Origin of the sequence: Kitasatospora sp. NPDC018058 (genome assembly GCF_044327205.1) — a bacterium.
Taxonomy (GTDB): domain Bacteria; phylum Actinomycetota; class Actinomycetes; order Streptomycetales; family Streptomycetaceae; genus Kitasatospora.
Genome location: NZ_JBIRFA010000019.1, coordinates 25,268 through 42,793 on the forward strand (window position 1 = coordinate 25,268; position 17,526 = coordinate 42,793).

A 17,526-nucleotide genomic window follows, 5' to 3' on the forward strand; every position below is an offset into this window, starting at 1 on the left:
GCTCCTCACCGGGCCTGGGGCTGGCCGTAGACGTTCTGGTAGCGGAAGTTGAGGCTGTCGATGTCCGCCTGGGCGATCGGCAGCGGTTCGCCGAGCTGGCGGGAGAGGTGGACGGTGCGGGCGACGTCCTCACACATCACGGCGGCCTTGACGGCGGCCTTGGCGTCCTTGCCGATGGTGAACACGCCGTGGTTCTGCATCAGGACGGCGGGTGAGCGGTGGCCCTCGAGGGTGTCCACGATGCCCCGACCGATCGAGTCGTCGCCGATCAGCGCGAACGGGCCCACCGGGATCTCGGCGCCGAACTCGTCAGCCATCGCGGTGAGGACGCAGGGGACGGCCTCGCCGCGGGCGGCCCATGCGCAGGCGTAGGCCGAGTGGGTGTGGACCACCCCGCCGACCTCGGGCAGGTGGCGGTAGACGTAGGCGTGCGCGGCGGTGTCCGAGGACGGCGCGTGGGCGCCCTCGACGACCTTGCCGTCCAGGTCGCAGACGATCATGTTCTGCGGCGTGAGCTCCTCGTAGGAGACGCCGCTGGGTTTGATGACCAGCAGGTCCGCGCCGGGAACGCGGGCGGAGACGTTGCCGGCGGTCCAGACCACCAGGTTGTACCGGACCAGCTCCTGGTGCAGGTCGCTGACCTGGCGGCGGACGGCGTCGATGGTCGCGTTCACAAGGCCTCGCTCGGGGTGGTGAGGGCGGCGTTCCGGATGTCGCGCAGGCGGTGCAGGAGCTTGTCGGCCCCGAGACCGAAGTGGTCGTGCAGGGCGCGGTACTCGGCGTAGAGCCGGTCGTAGGCGTCCGCGGCGGGCGGGTCCGGCTGGTAGGCGCCCCGGTGGACCCGGCCCATGGCCTCGGCAGCGGTCCGGACGTCCGGGTACGCGCCGGCGGCGACCGCGGCATGGATCGCCGAACCGAGCGCGGGGCCCTGCTCCGACTCGGCGACCGAGACCGGGCGGCGCAGCACGTCGGTGTAGATCTGCATCAGCAGGGCGTTCTTCTTGAGGCCGCCGGTGACGATGAACTCGGTGACGGGGACTCCGCCCTGCTCCAGCGCCTCGACGATGACACGGGTGCCGAAGGCGGTGGCCTCCAGCAGGGCGCGGTAGATCTCCTCGGGTCGGGTGGCGAGGGTGAGTCCGACGATCACACCGGACAGGTGGTGGTCGACCAGGGTGGAGCGGTTGCCGTTCATCCAGTCGAGCGCCACCAGGCCGTGCGCGCCCACGGGCCCGGCGGCGGCCTTGCGGGTGAGCAGCCGGTGCAGGTCCTCGCCGTTGGCCTCGGCCTCGGCCAGGTAGTCGGCCGGTACGCCCTGGCGCAGCCACCAGGCGAAGATGTCCCCGACGGCGCTCTGGCCGGCCTCGTAGCCGTAGGAGCCGGCGACGATGCCGTCCTCGACCACGCCGCAGACGCCGGGGACGTCGGCGAGCGTCGCACCGTTGACGACGTGACAGGTGGACGTGCCCATGATGGCGAGGAGTTGGCCGTTGTCGACGGCGCGGGCGGCCGGTGCGGCGACGTGGGCATCGACGTTGCCGGCGGCGACCGCGATTCCCTCGGGCAGGCCGGTCCACTCGGCGGCCTGCGCGGTGAGCGGGCCGACCCGGGAGCCGAGCGGGGCGAGCGGGTGCTCCAGGCGGGTGCGGGCGAAGTCGGCGAAGTCGGGGTGGAGCGCGGCGAGGTAGTCCTCGCTGGGGTAGCTCCCGTCCTGGTGGATGCCCTTGTACCCGGCGGTGCAGGTGTTGCGGCTCTCGGCACCGGTGAGCTGCCAGACGATCCAGTCGGCGGCCTCGATCCAGCGCTCGGTCGCGGCGTAGACGGCCGGGTCCTCCTCCAGAACCTGCAACGCCTTGGCGTACTGCCACTCGGCGGAGATCCGCCCGCCGTACCGGGAGATCCACTTCTCCCCCCGGGCGTGGGCCAGGGCGTTGATCCGGTCCGCCTGGCCCTGGGCGGCGTGGTGCTTCCAGAGCTTGGGCCAGGCGTGCGGGCGGGGCGCCCAGGCGGACGTCTCGGCGAGCGGCGTACCGTCGGCGAGCACTGGCAGGACGGTGCAGGCCGTGAAGTCGGTGGCGATCCCGATGACGTGCGCCGGGTCGACGTCGGAGGCGGCGAGCGCGGCCGGGACGGCGGTGCGGAGCACCTCGCGCCAGTCCGCGGGGTGCTGCAGCGCCCAGTCGGGCGGCAGCGGCCGCCCGGTGCCGGGCAGTTCGCGCTCGATGACGGCGTGCGGGTAGTCGTGGACGGCGGTGCCGACCTCCTCGCCGTCCCGTACGCGGACCACCACGGCGCGGCCGGAGAGGGTGCCGAAGTCGATTCCGACCACGTACCTATCCGGATCGGAGACAGCGTCGGGGGCGACGGGATTGACGGTCACGTGCTCATCCTTCGTACGGGGGAACGGCGTTGGAGCCGTGAGCAACTTGGTCGCCTGTCGCCGGCGCGGTCCGTGACCGGGGCAGGGGGGAGCACACCGGCGACAGGCTCCGTTCCGCTACCTCTCCCTCATGAAGGGCGGAACGAGGGGCCACCGGCCGGGCGCCCAGAAGCGGGGATGGCAGCGCCCGGCCGGCGGAGTTCGAAGAAGCGCTTCTTGTGAGCGCTCACACGAATTGTTAGCGCTAACATTCATAGTGTCAAGGGAGGTCACCTGGCAGACCGCTGCGAAAACCGGGCGACTCAGGGCGCCATGAACCGCCGGCGCTTCACCACCGGGCGGCCGGCCCCACGCTTCGGCGCAGCACCAGCTCCGGCGGGATCCGCTCATGGGTCGGGGAGGGCTTGGCGCCGCCCTCCAACTCCCCCACGAGCAGTTCCAGGGCCCGCCTGCCGAGTTCGCCGAAGTCCTGCCGCACGGTGGTCAGCGGCGGGATGAAGTAGGCGGCCTCCGGGATGTCGTCGAACCCGACCACGCTGATCTCCTCCGGCACTGCCCGACCGGCCTCGTGCAGGGCGCGCAGCAGTCCGAGGGCCATGTGGTCGTTGGCGCAGAAGACGGCCGTGACATCGGGGAGTTGTGCGATCCGCAGCCCCGCCTGGTAGCCCGAGCGGGCGCTCCAGTCCCCGCGCTCCACGTCCGGCACGGGAGCCCCCGCCGCCTGCAGCGTGAGGCGCCAGCCCTCCTCGCGGTCCTGGCTCTCCAGCCAGTTGGACGGTCCCGCCAGGTGGTGCACCGTGCGGTGGCCGAGGTCGAGGAGGTGCCCGGTGGCCTCGCCCGCACCCTCGCGGTTGCCCACCGACACCATGGGCACCTGCGTCTGGTTGCCCGATCCGACCGCGACGACCGGCACCGAGCTGGAGAGCCGGGCCACCGCGCTGACGGCGGAGGTCTGCGGCGCGATCACCACGACCCCCTCCACTCCCTGGTCGCGCAGCCGGTCGACGGCTTCCTGGACCGAACGGCCGTCGAGGGAGCGAAGGCTGGTCACGCTCACGAAGTACCCGGCGCTGCGGGCGGCCCGCTCGATGCCCTCCAGCATCGAGGCGGGGCCGTAGAGGGTCGAGTCGAAGCTGACCACGCCGAGCGTCTGCGACCGGCGGGTGACCAGGGCCCGGGCGGCGGAGTTGGGCCGGTAGTCCAGCTCCCGGATGGCGGCCAGCACCCGGTCCCGGGTGTCCGGCCGGACGTGCGGAGCACCGTTGAGCACCCGGGACACCGTCTGGTGGGACACCCCCGCCAGCTTCGCCACGTCAGCCATCACGGGCTGTCGCTGTTCCGTCCCAGCGCTCTCGGTTCCCACGCGTAGTCCCCTCCTCGGCTGCGGACCACAGTACGCGACCGGGTCCGCACCGATCCGTCACCCTCGGTTCAGCAGGCGGCTCTCTTCTTACCAGCCATTCGGGCCGCCCATATGTGGCTGTTGCGGCGGGTGAACGCTCACGGGTTCGCCCCAACCGCCAAAAGGGTCGATCGGGCGCCACGGCGCGTACGTGATCTCGGCGCCGCCGACGCCTTCACGGTTCGCGGTCGCGTCACCCGTCTGGAGCGTGGCGCCGGGGACGTTCACGGTGAGCCGGCCGTCGGCCGTACGGGTCCAGGTCTGTTCGCCCCGCCGGAGCAACTGTAGATCTGCGACTGCGCCCCGGGGGTGGTGGAGGCGTTCGGGACGTCGAGGCACTTGCCCGAGCCGGCACCGCGTAGCGCCCCCGTCGCGGCGGTGGCGGACTCCGCCTATCCGGCGGCCACACCGTGGGCCTGGACGGCGTTCTCGGTGGCGCCCGACGGGTTGTCGCTGGTCATCACGCCTCCGTAGAACGTGCCGCGGGCTCTCTTGCTGTTGTCGCCGCCGATGCCGAGGATGATCGCGCCCTCCGTGTGCATCGGGCTGTAGCCCGACGCGTTCGGGCGCGGTCCGGAGCAGAAGGTCGACAGGCCGCCGGAGCGGGCGAACCGTTTGACCACCGGTGGTTCGCCGAACTCTCACCCGATGAGCCACGACATAACCCCTGCTCCGCCCGCCCCGTCCCGGCCGAACCGACCGGCGGCACACTGCGATCCAACAGTGATCCCAGGGCCCTTGACGTCGCCCTTGTTAGCGTTAACACTCATGTCACGCCAGGCCAGGGTGACCGTAACCCCGATGCCCCACAGCCCGAGGGACCGCTCCCGGCCGGCCCCGCCCGACCGCTCCCAGTCGCCCAGTCAGGGGACGCACTGTGCCGGTCGCGGAACACCACTGGAGGAACTGTGCGGAAGATTTCGGCGGGCCTGGTCGCCGCGGGCCTGGTGCTCTCGCTGGCGGCCTGCGGCCAGAGCGCCAACGGCGGCGGCGACGGTGCGGCCAAGGGGGACGCCAAGGGCGGTCTGGTCGGCATCGCGATGCCGACCAAGTCGTCGGAACGCTGGATCAACGACGGCACCAACATGGTCAAGGAGTTCCAGGCCAAGGGCTACAAGACCGACCTGCAGTACGGCGACAACGTGGTCGAGAACCAGGTCTCCCAGGTGGAGAACATGATCACCAAGGGTGCCAAGCTGCTGGTGATCGCCGCCATCGACGGCTCCTCCCTCACCAACGTGCTGCAGAAGGCCGCCGACGCCCACATCCCGGTGATCTCCTACGACCGGCTCATCCGCGGCACGGCGAACGTCGACTACTACGCGACCTTCGACAACTACAAGGTCGGCGTCCTCCAGGGCGGCTACATCGCCGACAAGCTCGGTCTCAAGGACGGCAAGGGCCCGTTCAACATCGAGCTCTTCGCCGGCTCCCCGGACGACAACAACGCCACCTTCTTCTTCAACGGCGCGATGAGCGTCCTCAAGCCGTACATCGACCAGAAGAAGCTGGTCGTGCAAAGCGGCCAGACCGACTTCAACCAGGTCGCCACGCTGCGCTGGGACGGCGGGCTCGCCCAGTCCCGGATGGACAACCTGCTGAGCAAGTCGTACACCAGCGCCCACGTCGACGCCGTGCTCTCGCCGTACGACGGCATCTCGATCGGCATCCTCTCCTCTCTGAAGGGCGTCGGCTACGGCACCGCGAAGTCCCTGCCCATCGTCACGGGCCAGGACGGCGAGCTGGCCTCGGTGAAGTCGATCATCGCGGGCGAGCAGACCCAGACCGTCTACAAGGACACCCGCCAACTGGCCAAGGTGGCCGTCCAGATGGGCGACGCCCTGCTCACCAGCGGAAAGCCCGAGGTCAACGACACCAGCCAGTACAACAACGGCGTCAAGACCGTCCCGGCGCAGCTGCTGCAGCCGGTCAGCGTCGACAAGGACAACTACCAGAAGGTCCTGGTCGACAGCGGCCAGTACACCGCGGACCAGCTCAAGTAGCCCGCGGGGCCCGGTCCGCCGGGCCCCTGCCGAACCGGCGGTGCGGTGCCCGGGAGACCGGCCCGCACCGCCCCGAACGATACGGACGCACAACCATGGCTGGACCCGTTCTCGAAATGCGGTCGATCAGCAAGTCGTTCCCCGGCGTGAAGGCGCTCTCCGAGGTCAACCTGAGCGTCGCCGCCGGCGAGGTGCACGCCGTCTGCGGCGAGAACGGCGCCGGCAAGTCCACCCTGATGAAGGTGCTCAGCGGCGTCTACCCGCACGGCGGCTACGAGGGCGAGATCCTCTTCGAGGGCGCGCCCTGCCGGTTCAAGGACATCCGGGCCAGCGAGCAGCGCGGCATCGTCATCATCCACCAGGAACTGGCGCTGGTGCCGTACCTGTCCATCGCCGAGAACGTCTTCCTCGGCAACGAGCACGCCTCCCGGGGCATCATCAGCTGGCCGCGCACGCTCACCCACGCCGCCGAACTGCTCCGTCAGGTCGGCCTCGACGAGAGTCCGCACACCCGGATCGCCGACCTCGGTGTGGGCAAGCAGCAGCTGGTCGAGATCGCCAAGGCGCTGGCCAAGAAGGTCAAGCTGCTCATCCTGGACGAGCCGACGGCCGCGCTGAACGACGAGGACAGCCGCAAGCTGCTCGATCTGATCCTGGAACTCACGGCGCAGGGCATCTCCTGCATCATCATCTCGCACAAGCTGAACGAGATCGCCCGGGTCGCGGACTCCGTGACGATCCTGCGCGACGGGCGGACCATCGAGACCATCGCGATCGGCCCCGCGGGCATCTCCGAGGAGCGGATCATCCGCGGCATGGTCGGCCGCGACCTGGAGCACCGCTACCCCGAACGCACCCCCGACATCGGCGAGGTCGCCTTCGAGGTCGAGGACTGGAGCGTGCGCCACCCGCTCGACCAGCAGCGCATGGTGGTGGACGGCGCCTCCCTGAACGTGCGGCGCGGCGAGATCGTCGGCATCGCCGGCCTGATGGGCGCCGGCCGCACCGAACTGGCGATGAGCGTCTTCGGCCGCTCGTACGGGCGGTGGGCTTCCGGCCGGGTGCGGCTGAACGGCCGGGAGATCCGCACCCGGACGGTGCCCGAGGCGATCGGGCACGGCATCGCGTACGTCACCGAGGACCGCAAGCAGCTCGGCCTCAACCTCATCGACGACATCAGCCGGAACATCTCGCTGAGCGCGCTCGGCAAGGTCGCCCGGTACGGCCGCGTCGACCGGCACGAGGAGGCCAAGGTCGCCGAGTCCTTCCGTCGGACCATGAACATCAAGGCCCCGACGGTGTTCACCCGGACCGGCACGCTCAGCGGCGGCAACCAGCAGAAGGTCGTCCTCAGCAAGTGGATCTTCGCCGAGCCGGAGGTGCTGATCCTCGACGAGCCCACCCGCGGCATCGACATCGGCGCGAAGGCGGAGATCTACACCGTCATCGCCGAACTCGCCGCCCAGGGCAAGGCCGTGCTCGTCATCTCGTCCGAACTTCCCGAACTCCTGGGTCTGTGCGACCGGATCTACACCATGGCCGAAGGCCGGATCACCGGCGAGGTCGCCCGCGCCGACGCCACCCAGGAATCCCTCATGCGGCTCATGACCATGAGCGCCGCATCAAGCAACGAGCAGGTGTGAGGCATGGCCCAGACCGAGATCATCCCGGATTCGTCCCCGAAGGCACCACAGGCCGGTCCGAGCCCCTCCATCGGCTCCGTCCTGGCCCGCGCGCTGCAGGGCAACGTGCGCCAGTACGGCATGCTGGTCGCGCTCGCACTGATCGTGCTGCTGTTCCAGATCTGGACGGACGGCATCCTGCTCCAGCCGCTCAACATCACCAACCTGATCCAGCAGAACGGCTACATCCTGATCCTGGCGATCGGGATGATGATCGTCATCATCGCCGGGCACATCGACCTCTCGGTCGGCTCGCTGGCCGCCTTCGTCGGGGCCGCCGCCGCGGTGATGATGGTCAAGCACCACGTGCCGTGGCCCGTGGCGATGCTGGCCGCGCTGGTGATCGGCGCCCTCGCCGGCGCCTGGCAGGGCTTCTGGATCGCCTATCTGGGGATCCCCTCGTTCATCGTCACCCTGGCGGGCATGCTGCTGTTCCGCGGTGGCACCCAGATCCTTTTGCAGGGCCAGTCGGTGGCGCCGTTCCCCAAGGGCTTCCAGAGCATCAGCAGCGGCTTCCTCCCCGAGGTCGGCCCGCACACCAACTACCACAACCTCACCCTGCTGCTGGGCCTCGCCGTGCTGGCCGTCGCGATACTCCAGGAGGTGCGCGGCCGGCGGCAGACCGCCTCATACGGGCTGGAGCTGCTCCCGCTCGGACTGTTCGTCGCCAAGCTCGCCGTGATCACGGCGGCCGTGGCCGTCTTCACCCTGCTGCTGGCCAGCTACCACGGCGTGCCGATCGTCCTGCTGATCCTCGGCGCCCTGCTGGTCGGCTTCGGCTACCTGATGCGCAACTCAATCATCGGCCGGCACACCTACGCCATCGGCGGCAACGAGGCGGCGGCCAAGCTGTCCGGGGTGAAGAGCAAGCGGGTCGTCTTCCTCGCCTTCACCACCATGGGCGTCCTCGCGGCGCTCGCCGGTCTGGTCTTCGCCGCTCGCCTCAACGCCGGCACCCCGCAGGCCGGCATCAACTTCGAACTGGAGGCCATCGCCGCCGCGTTCATCGGCGGCGCCTCCGCCAGCGGTGGCGTGGGAACCGTCCTCGGCGCCATCATCGGCGGCCTGGTGCTCGGCGTACTGAACAACGGCATGTCGCTGGTCGGCGTCGGCACCGACTACCAGCAGGTCATCAAGGGCCTGGTGCTGCTCGCGGCCGTCGGATTCGACGTCTACAACAAGCGCCGGGCCGGCTCCTGACAGACCGCTCGGCGGGACGGGGCCGCGGTGCGTCAGCACCACGGCCCCGTCGCTGCTCCACGAGAGCGGAGCAGCGCGCTCGCGACGGTCAGGACCCGACGGGCCCCGATCCGGAGCTCGGTACGGCGGTTCCGCGCCGGGCCTGTTGGCATCACGGCCGCCCGACGGACGGGAACGACACCCGGCCCGGAGAGCCGGGCAACGGGCACCTCCCGGGCGAGGGGTGCCACTCCTCGAACGAGGTTCAGTGGGCCGACAGCACCAGGGCGAGCACGACCAGTGCCGGCACCGTCTGCACGAAGAGGATCTTGCGGGAGGACGTGGCGGCTCCGAACAGGCCGGCGACGGCGACGCAGGAGGCGAAGAAGACCCGCGCTCGGGCTGAGTCGGCCGGCGGCCGGCCGTGGTGCCCGCCCAGTGACCCTCGGCCGGTCGGGCGGGCCGTCCTTCCGGCTCGCGACCCGGCCGAAATTCCTTCCGGTGGGCGGCAACCCCTGTCGCACCGGCGGCAACTGACAGGTGACACCGAGGGCGGAGAGCCCCTCGGCTCGTCCCCATCACACCGCCGACCACCGCTGTGTCCCCGCCCGAACGGGCCGGTTCACGGCGGCGGGGCCGAAGCAAGGAGTAGCCCGCATGAACGAGACGGACCCCACGACGAACGGTCGTGGCCGACGCCCCCGCGGGCGCCACCGTCGGCGCTGGACCACGCTGGGCCTGGCCCTGGGCGTGCCCGGCGTGCTCGGCCCGTACCTGCTCTTCGTGCAGGCCGACTCCAACGCGGCGTCCGTGGATCCCGACGCGTACTACACCCTGGTGTCCGTCCGCAGTGACAAGGCCTTGGACGTGCCCGGTGCGGACGCGGCAGACGGCGCCTGGGCCCGGCAGATGAACCGCGTCGCCGGGGCCGCGAGCCAGCAGTGGCGGCTGCGACTGGCGGGGGACGGCTACTACGAGCTGGAGAACCGCAGCACCCACAAGGTCCTCGGAGTGCGCGGTGGTTCCTCTCAGCCCGTTGCCGCCGTCGAGCAACAGACCGACCGCGCCGCCGCCACCCAGCAGTGGCGGATGCAGGACGTCGGCGACGGCGCGGTGAAGTTCGTCTCCCGCGGCAGCGGCATGGTGCTGGACGTCTGCGGCGGCGGCAAGGAGGAGGGCGTACCGCTCATCCAGTACGGCGACATCGGCAGCAGCAACCAGCAGTGGAAGCTGGTCAAGGTGTCCAGCGCGGGCGGGTACACCTGGCACAACGCACAGATCGTCGGCGGCGGCTTCGTCACCGGACTGGTCTTCAACCCCGCCCGCAAGGACCTGCTGTACGCCCGGACCGACATCGGCGGCGCGTACCGCTGGGACGCCGCCGCCGGACGGTGGACCTCGCTGACCGACTGGATCGGCGGCACCGACTGGAACCTGCTCGGGATCGAGAGCCTGGCGACCGACCCGGTCGACCCGAACAGGCTGTACCTCGCCAGCGGCACCTACACCAACGACTGGGCAGGCAACGGCGCGATCCTGCGCTCCACCGATCAGGGCCGGACGTTCCAGCGCACCGACCTGCCGTTCAAGCTGGGCGGCAACGAGGACGGCCGGTCCATGGGCGAGCGGCTGGTGGTCGACCCCTCCGACAACCGCACGCTCTACCTGGGCACCCGCAAGAACGGCCTCTGGCGCAGCAACGACTACGGCGCGACCTGGAGCCAGGTCGGCGGCTTCCCCGTCAAGGACGGTGCGAGCAGCGGCGTCGGCCTGTCCTTCGTGACCTTCGGCCCGTCCGGCAGCAGGACGGTCTACGTCGGGGTGGCCGACAAGTCGACCTCTCTGTACCGTTCCACCGACGGCGGCGCCACCTGGCAGGCCGTCCCCGGCCAGCCGACCGGCCAGCTGCCGCAGCACGGCGTGCTGTCCGGCGACGGCTCGTTCTACCTGACGTACACCAACGCGCCCGGCCCGAACGGAGTGACGGCCGGCTCGGTGTGGAAGTACACGCCGTCCACCGGGGCCTGGAAGAACGTCTCGCCGTCCAACGGCAGTTACGGCTTCGCCGGCCTCGCGGTCGACCCGCAGCACCCGGCCACGGTGATGGTCACCACGCTGGACCGCTGGTGGCCCTCCGACGAGCTCTACCGATCGACCGACGGCGGCGCCACCTGGAAGGCGCTCGGCGCGACCTCGGAACGCGACAACTCGGCGGCGCCCTACGTGGGGACCGGCATCGGGCACTGGATGGGCACGCTGGCCATCGACCCCTTCGACTCCGGGCACGTGCTGTACGGCACCGGCTCCGGCATGTGGGGCAGCAGCGACGTGACGGCGGCGGACAACGGGCGCCCGACGCACTGGAGCGTCCCGGCCAGGGGGCTGGAGGAGACCGCGACACTCGGACTGGTCAAGCCGCCCGGCCAGCCGCTGATCAGTGCGCTCGGCGACGTCAGCGGGTTCCGGCACGAGGACCTGACCAAGGTCCCTGTCAAGGCGCTGAGCGGGCCGCTGTTCACCAACACCACCGGCATCGACTTCGCCCAGGGCAAGCCGGAGTTCGTGGTGCGGGTCGGTCTCGGCGGCGCGCAGCACGGTGCCTGGTCGACCGACGGCGGAGCGAACTGGGCGCCGTTCGCGGCGGCGCCGGTGGGCGACGCGGGCGGCGGGTCGGCGGCCGTCTCGGCGGACGGCGGCACCGTGCTGTGGACCCCGGCGGGCCAGGCGCCGTTCCTCTCGACCACCCGGGGCGCGTCCTGGGCGGCGGTCTCCGGTCTGCCCAAGGACGCGGCCGTGGTGGCCGACCGTTCGGCGGCGAACACCTTCTACGCCCTCAGCGGCGGCACCCTGTACGCCTCCACCGACGGCGGGCGGCACTTCACCGCCCGGGCCACCGGGCTGGGCGACGGGCAGCTCAAGGCCGTCCCGGGCGTCGCCGGTGACCTGTGGATCGCCGGCGGGGGCAACGGACTGCGGCACTCCACCGACGGCGGGGCGACCTTCCGCAGGCTCGACGGCGTCGAGCAGGCGGGCGCCGTCGGTTTCGGCAAGGCGGCGCCCGGAGCCGGCTACCAGGCCGTCTACCTGAGCGGGAAGGTCAAGGGCGTCATCGGCCTGTTCCGCTCCACCGACGGCGGCTCGACCTGGGTCCGGATCAACGACGACCAGCACCAGTTCGGCGGGAGCGTCATCAACGTCATCTCCGGCGACCCCGATGTCTACGGCCGGGTGTACCTCGGCGGCTACGGCCGCGGCGTGGTCTACGGCGACCCGTCCTGACCGGCACGGCCCGTGGGCGGGCGGGGATCTGCGCCACCCGCCCGCCCACGGGCCGGCCCCGGGAGAACGCCGGGGAGAAACCTGCGTCGGCGCGGCAACCTTTCCGTTCCCGGCGCCCACTGGGCAGTGCAACGCGTCGAGTCGATCTACCGAATGGACGGGAATGAGGGCAACGAAGCACGCCGCCCCGCAGTCGAAGCGCAGGCGTGGGCTGGTCATGGGCATTCCGTTGGCGCTGGTGGCGGTCGGTGTACTGGTGTGCCTGGCCTTCGCGCCCCTGCCGGGCGGCGGAGGCGGCACCGGTGCCGCGGAGCCGACTGCCGCTGCCTCCGTCGCGGCCACCGAGCCGAGCGCGCCTCCCGGCACCGGCGTCGCGGCCGATCCCACGCCCTCGGCGGCACCGCCATCGGTCACCAGCCCCGCGCCCGCCGCCACCGGCACCCCGTCGCCGTCGGCCAGTCCCACGCCGCAGCCGTCGACCCCCATCGCCACCTCCACCAGGGCCACCCCGTCACCGTCGGCCGCCACCGGCGGTGCCGGCACCGCGCCCGCCACGGCGTTCCTGGCCGGGCGGATCAAGCCCGGGACGAACTACCAGGGCGTCGCGACCTCCTACGACGCCGCCGACGGCAACGGCGCCTGCTCGTTCGGCCCGTCCGGTGACCTCATGATCGCGGCGATGAACCACACCGACTACGAGTCGTCCAGGGCGTGCGGGGCCGCCGTACTCGTCCGCGCCGCCAGCGGGGCGAGCATCACGGTGCGGATCGTCAACGAGTGCCCCTTGCCCTGCGCGCCCGGGCAGCTCGACCTCAGCCACGAGGCCTTCGCCAAACTGGCCGACCTCTCGGTGGGCCGCCTCCCGGTCACCTGGACGGTGCTGAGCCCCGGCGCGGCGCCGGACACGATGTCGATCCGCTACAAGACCGGTTCCAGCCAGTGGTGGTGCGGGATCCAGGTGATCGGCCACCGGAACCCGGTGGCGACACTGGAGGTCCGGACCGCCGGCGGCTGGCGGCAGCTGTCCCGCACCGACTACAACTACTTCCTCTCCCCCGACGGCGGCGGATGCGGTGGATCGATCAGGGTCACCGACGTCTACGGGGAGCAATTGGCCGTCGACGGGATCGCGGTGACGCCGGACGTCGTCCAGCCGACCCGAGTCCAGTTCGCCCGGCATTGAACGCGCCGCTCGCCCGCCGGCCGTCGGTGGTCCCCCTCCGGGGCGACCACCGCCCCGCCCCGGAGACGGGCACTGCTACGCTCATGCCGTTTGTTAACGTTCACATTGCAGGGAGAGGGCGACCGGGGGAAATGCTCCTCGATGACGCGTCCGCGGAGTTCCACGACTTCTTCGAACGCCACTACTCCGAACTCGCCCGTCTCGCCCACCTCCTGACCGGCGAGACGGACGCGGCCGACGACCTCGCCGCGGACGCCCTGATCGCCCTGTGGCAACGCTGGGACCGGCTCCGCGCGGCCGACCACCCCCTCGCCTACGCGCGCGGGGTGGTCGCCAACATGGCCCGGGCCCGGATCCGCAGCGCGGTCCGCGAGCGGCGCCGGGTGCTGCTGTTCTGGTCCCGTGCCCCCGAGAGAACGGACGGCCCGGACGTGGCTGCCGTGCTGGACGTCCGTACGGCACTCGCCCGGTTGCCGTTCCGCAAGCGGGCGTGCGTGGTGCTGCGACACGCCTTCGACGTGTCGGAGAAGGACACCGCTGCGGCGCTGGGAATCTCGGTCGGTACGGTGAAGAGCCAGACCTCGAAGGGGATGGCCGAGCTGGAACACGCACTCGGCGCACGAGCGGTCGGCGAACTGGCGACAGGAAGGAGGAACGTACGGTGAACGAGCACATCACCCGGCAGCTGCGCGAGGCTGCCGAAGCCCACCGGCCCGACCGCGCACGGATCCTGGCCCGCGTCGAACGCGGTGCGGCCGGTCCTCCCGTCCGCCACCGCGCGCCGTCGTTCGTGAGGTCGTGGCCCAGGGCCGCCCTCGCCGGCCTCGCCACCGCCGGCGTCCTGGCGACCGGCGGCCTGGCCGTCGCCGGCATCGTCCGGACACCGCCGCCGTCGGACACCGTCACCACCGCTCCGGCCAGCCCGCTCCCGACGAAGAACCCGTCCCCGACGGTCACCCCTTCGCCGACGCCATCGGCCGCCCCGGGCACCGTCGCCCCGCTCCCCGTACCCGCCCCGGCCACCACCACCCCGGGCAGTCCGCGCCCGACCCCCTCGGCGAGCAGTCGCCCCGTGAACGGATCGCTGTGGTCGGAGGGATCGATCGACTCGCACAGCACGGTCTACTGGGCCCAGCACAACCTCGTCCTCAAGACCACCCAGCCGCTCACCTCACTCACCGTCGAGCTGCGGATCGCCCAAACCGGCGAGGTCCGGGACACCGGGAACTGGCGGACCCTGCCGAGCGAGGACTTCACGGTCACCGTCCAGGAGTCCGGCGGCGTGCTGGTCTACCGCTGGGTCCTCAAGCCGGGCCGCACGGTTCCGGTCGGACAGCACGAATTCGCCGGCCAGTTCAACCACGCCACCGGCGTGCGCAGCGCCGCGAACGACAGCTACCGGGTCGATGCCCAGTCGGTCGGCGGCCCCGCCTCGGTCTGGGGAGGGTTCGGCCCGGCAGGCTGAGACCGGCACGGTGGGGTCGGCGGGGCAGGGTTGGCACGGTGGGGTCGGCGGGGCAGGGTTGGCACGGTGGGGTCGGCGGGGCGTCGTTCAGTGATCCGTCCGGTTTGGTTTGATCACGTGATGCCCGGTGTGGCGAGTGGGCGGTTCGGGTTCCGGTTGCCGGTGCGCAGCCAGACGACACCGGGACCGCCACCGGCGTCCTCACGGTCCGCACAACCTCGCCCCGACGGGACGAGGGCTGCGCCACTCTCCGGCTCGACGAAATATTCCTCCCCGATCACGGCAACCTTTCTGTGCTTAGCGGCAACTGACGGATAACCAGGGCCGAGACCAACGCCCACCGCGCCAGAAGGACAAGCCTTTGCCAGATCAGAAACGTTCTCATCGCCGCCGTCCGGCAACCCGCCGCCTGATCGCCACCGCCGTGGTGCTCGCCGCCGTGGGTGCCGCCGTACCGCTGGTCGCCCAAGCCGCATTCACGCCGAATGCCCCCACGCCGACCTCGGTCGGCGACGCAGCGGCAGGCAGCGGCCGCTACTTCGGCACGGCAGTGTCCTCGGGCAGGCTCGGCGACTCCACGTACTCCACCATTCTCGACCGGGAATTCACCATGATCACCCCGGAGAACGAGATGAAGTGGGACACCACCGAACCCTCCCGCGGGTCGTTCAACTTCGCCCCCGCCGACTCGATCGTCAACCACGCCTCCGCACACGGCCAGCGCATGCGCGGCCACACCCTGGTCTGGCACTCCCAACTGCCCGACTGGGTCAAGTCCACCACCGACGCCAACACCCTGCGCAGCGTGATGGACAACCACATCACCCAGGAGATGACCCACTACAAAGGCAAGATCTACGCCTGGGACGTGGTCAACGAGGCCTTCGCCGACGGCGGCAGCGGCCAGCACCGCGACTCCGTGTTCCAGAACGTGCTGGGCAACGACTTCATCGAAGAGGCCTTCCGCACCGCCCGCACCGCCGACCCCTCGGCCAAGCTCTGCTACAACGACTACAACATCGAGAACTGGTCCGACGCCAAGACCCAGGGCGTCTACAGCATGGTCAAGGACTTCAAGTCCCGCGGCGTACCCATCGACTGCGTCGGCTTCCAGAGCCACTTCGGCAACGGCGGCCCGCCGGCGAGCTTCCGGACGACCCTGGCCAACTTCGCCGCGCTCGGCGTGGACGTCCAGATCACCGAACTCGACATCGCCCAGGCCTCCCCCACCGCGTACACCAACGCCGTCCAGGACTGCCTCAACGTCGCCCGCTGCACCGGCATGACCGTGTGGGGCATCCGCGACAGGGACTCCTGGCGCACCGGGGACAACCCGCTGCTCTTCGACGGCAACGGCAACAAGAAGCCTGCCTACAACGCGGTGCTCACCGCCCTGAGCAGCGCCGGCGGCGCACCGGGCGGCGGCATCACCCCCGGCAGCGTCTACACGCTCTCCAACGCGGCCGCCGGACGCGTCCTCGACGAGTACGCGGGACAGAACGGCAACGGCACCCCGCTCCAGGTGTGGGATGCCAGCGGTGCCACCAACCAGCAATGGCGGGCAGCCAAGAACAACGACGGCTCCTACACCTTCACTAACATCGCCAGCGGCCGGGTCCTGGACGAGCCGGGCGGCCAGACGGCCAACGGCACGAAACCGCTGGTCTGGGACTCCTGGGGCGGCGCCAACCAGCACTGGAAGGCCACCCGGAACAGCGACGGCTCCTACACCCTCATCAACGTCGCCAGCGGCCGGGCCCTGGAGACCCCGGGCAACCAGACCGACAACGGCACCGTCGTCCAGATCTGGGACTCCTGGGGCGCCGCCAACCAGCACTGGAACCTCAGGCCGTCCGGGTCGTCCACCCCGGCGCCGACCCCGACAGCGCCTGCCCCGAGCGGCACGTGCGCCCTTCCGTCGACCTACCGGTGGTCCTCCACGGGTGCGCTGGCCCAGCCGGCGAACGGTTGGGGCGCGCTGAAGGACTTCACGAACGTGGTCTACAACGGCAAGCACCTGGTCTACGCGTCGAACGTGTCGGGATCGTCGTACGGCTCGATGGCGTTCGCTCCCTTCACGAACTGGTCGGACATGGCGTCGGCCGGGCAGACCGGGATGAACGAGAACGCGGTGGCGCCCACGCTGTTCTACTTCGCGCCCAAGAACATCTGGGTGCTGGCGTACCAGTGGGGTGCGTGGCCCTTCATCTACCGCACGTCGAACGACCCCACCAACCCCAACGGATGGTCCGCACCGCAGCCGCTGTTCACCGGCGGCATCCCGGGCGCCGCCCCGATCGACCAGACCCTGATCGCCGACGACCAGAACATCTACCTGTTCTTCGCCGGCGACAACGGCAGCATCTACCGGGCGAGCATGCCGATCGGGAACTTCCCGGGCAACTTCGGCTCCTCGTACACCACCGTCATGACCGACACGGTGAAGAACCTCTTCGAAGCGCCGCAGGTCTACAAGGTCAAGGGCCAGAACCAGTACCTCATGATCGTCGAGGCCCGCGGCGCGAACGAGCAGCGCTACTTCCGCTCCTTCACCGCCACCAGCCTCAACGGTTCCTGGACCCCGCAGGCCGCCACCGAGAGCAACCCCTTCGCCGGCAAGGCCAACAGCGGCGCCACCTGGACCAACGACATCAGCCACGGCGACCTCGTCCGCAACAACCCCGACCAGACCATGACCATCGACCCCTGCAACCTCCAGCTCCTCTACCAAGGCAAGTCCCCCAACGCCACCGGCCCCTACGACCAACTCCCCTGGCGCCCCGGACTCCTCACCCTGCAGCGCTAACCCGCCTGATCCGCGGCGATCGCGATCGGGTGCGGCCTGCCGACGACCGGGGGCCGCACCCGATCCTCCCGAGCGGACACAACCTTCGGGGCGCCCGCTCGAACGAGCGGGCGCCCCGAACCGGTTCGGATTCGGCCTGCCGGACCA

At 70.8% G+C, this 17,526-nt stretch carries 12 protein-coding genes and 1 pseudogene; 8 read left to right on the top strand and 5 right to left on the bottom strand.

Going from position 1 to position 17,526, the window contains the following annotated elements:
* Positions 1–5: 5 nt before the first annotated feature.
* The 4 genes and pseudogenes from ACH4E7_RS26015 to ACH4E7_RS26030 form a co-directional block, all read right to left on the bottom strand.
* Complete coding sequence (locus ACH4E7_RS26015) at positions 6–674, bottom strand: L-ribulose-5-phosphate 4-epimerase (RefSeq protein ID WP_396251456.1); 669 nt, start codon at positions 672–674, stop codon at positions 6–8.
* Complete coding sequence (locus tag ACH4E7_RS26020; RefSeq protein ID WP_396251457.1) at positions 671–2,380, bottom strand: ribulokinase; 1,710 nt, start codon at positions 2,378–2,380, stop codon at positions 671–673. Before ACH4E7_RS26020 ends, ACH4E7_RS26015 begins: the two co-directional genes overlap by 4 nt.
* A 328-nt stretch (positions 2,381–2,708) precedes the next feature.
* A complete protein-coding gene (locus ACH4E7_RS26025) occupies positions 2,709–3,743 on the bottom strand; it encodes a LacI family DNA-binding transcriptional regulator (protein WP_396251458.1) in 1,035 nt (344 codons plus the stop codon).
* A 299-nt stretch (positions 3,744–4,042) separates the two neighbouring features.
* Positions 4,043–4,390 (bottom strand): annotated as a pseudogene (locus ACH4E7_RS26030) (arabinofuranosidase catalytic domain-containing protein); the annotation flags it as partial.
* Positions 4,391–4,690: 300 nt separating this feature from the next.
* Here ACH4E7_RS26030 and chvE point away from each other — a divergent pair.
* From chvE to mmsB, 3 genes are all read left to right on the top strand, one after another.
* Entirely contained in the window at positions 4,691–5,785 is a 1,095-nt protein-coding gene (gene chvE, locus ACH4E7_RS26035; protein ID WP_396251459.1) for a multiple monosaccharide ABC transporter substrate-binding protein, read from the top strand.
* A gap of 95 nt (positions 5,786–5,880) precedes the next feature.
* Positions 5,881–7,428: a multiple monosaccharide ABC transporter ATP-binding protein gene (gene mmsA, locus ACH4E7_RS26040; protein WP_396251460.1), complete on the top strand. Its 1,548-nt coding sequence runs from the start codon at positions 5,881–5,883 to the stop codon at positions 7,426–7,428.
* Positions 7,429–7,431: 3 nt separating this feature from the next.
* A complete protein-coding gene (gene mmsB / locus ACH4E7_RS26045; protein WP_396251461.1) occupies positions 7,432–8,667 on the top strand; it encodes a multiple monosaccharide ABC transporter permease in 1,236 nt (411 codons plus the stop codon).
* A gap of 244 nt (positions 8,668–8,911) precedes the next feature.
* On the opposite strand, the gene ACH4E7_RS26050 is transcribed toward mmsB, so the two are convergent.
* The gene (locus tag ACH4E7_RS26050; RefSeq protein WP_396251462.1) at positions 8,912–9,193 is read right to left on the bottom strand and encodes a DUF1304 domain-containing protein; all 282 of its coding nucleotides are present in this window, start codon (positions 9,191–9,193) and stop codon (positions 8,912–8,914) included.
* A gap of 110 nt (positions 9,194–9,303) precedes the next feature.
* Between ACH4E7_RS26050 and ACH4E7_RS26055 the strand changes: the two genes are divergently transcribed.
* The 5 genes from ACH4E7_RS26055 to ACH4E7_RS26075 all read left to right on the top strand — a co-directional run bounded on the left by ACH4E7_RS26055 (position 9,304) and on the right by ACH4E7_RS26075 (position 17,379).
* Positions 9,304–11,925, top strand: coding sequence for an RICIN domain-containing protein (locus tag ACH4E7_RS26055; RefSeq protein ID WP_396251463.1), 2,622 nt, complete (start codon positions 9,304–9,306; stop codon positions 11,923–11,925).
* Positions 11,926–12,088: 163 nt separating this feature from the next.
* On the top strand, positions 12,089–13,108 hold the full coding sequence (locus ACH4E7_RS26060; protein WP_396251464.1) for an expansin EXLX1 family cellulose-binding protein: 1,020 nt from the start codon (positions 12,089–12,091) through the stop codon (positions 13,106–13,108).
* A gap of 131 nt (positions 13,109–13,239) precedes the next feature.
* Positions 13,240–13,773: a SigE family RNA polymerase sigma factor gene (locus tag ACH4E7_RS26065; protein ID WP_396251465.1), complete on the top strand. Its 534-nt coding sequence runs from the start codon at positions 13,240–13,242 to the stop codon at positions 13,771–13,773.
* Positions 13,770–14,573, top strand: coding sequence for a hypothetical protein (locus tag ACH4E7_RS26070; protein WP_396251466.1), 804 nt, complete (start codon positions 13,770–13,772; stop codon positions 14,571–14,573). Before ACH4E7_RS26065 ends, ACH4E7_RS26070 begins: the two co-directional genes overlap by 4 nt.
* Before the next feature lie 409 nt (positions 14,574–14,982).
* The gene (locus tag ACH4E7_RS26075; protein WP_396251558.1) at positions 14,983–17,379 is read left to right on the top strand and encodes a non-reducing end alpha-L-arabinofuranosidase family hydrolase; all 2,397 of its coding nucleotides are present in this window, start codon (positions 14,983–14,985) and stop codon (positions 17,377–17,379) included.
* Positions 17,380–17,526: the final 147 nt, after the last annotated feature.

Coding starts and splice junctions, on each gene's coding strand:
- mmsA (WP_396251460.1), top strand. CDS start 5,881: ATGGCTGGACCCGTTCTCGAAATGCGGTCGATCAGCAAGTCGTTCCCC.
- mmsB (WP_396251461.1), top strand. CDS start 7,432: ATGGCCCAGACCGAGATCATCCCGGATTCGTCCCCGAAGGCACCACAG.
- ACH4E7_RS26055 (WP_396251463.1), top strand. CDS start 9,304: ATGAACGAGACGGACCCCACGACGAACGGTCGTGGCCGACGCCCCCGC.
- ACH4E7_RS26060 (WP_396251464.1), top strand. CDS start 12,089: ATGAGGGCAACGAAGCACGCCGCCCCGCAGTCGAAGCGCAGGCGTGGG.
- ACH4E7_RS26065 (WP_396251465.1), top strand. CDS start 13,240: ATGCTCCTCGATGACGCGTCCGCGGAGTTCCACGACTTCTTCGAACGC.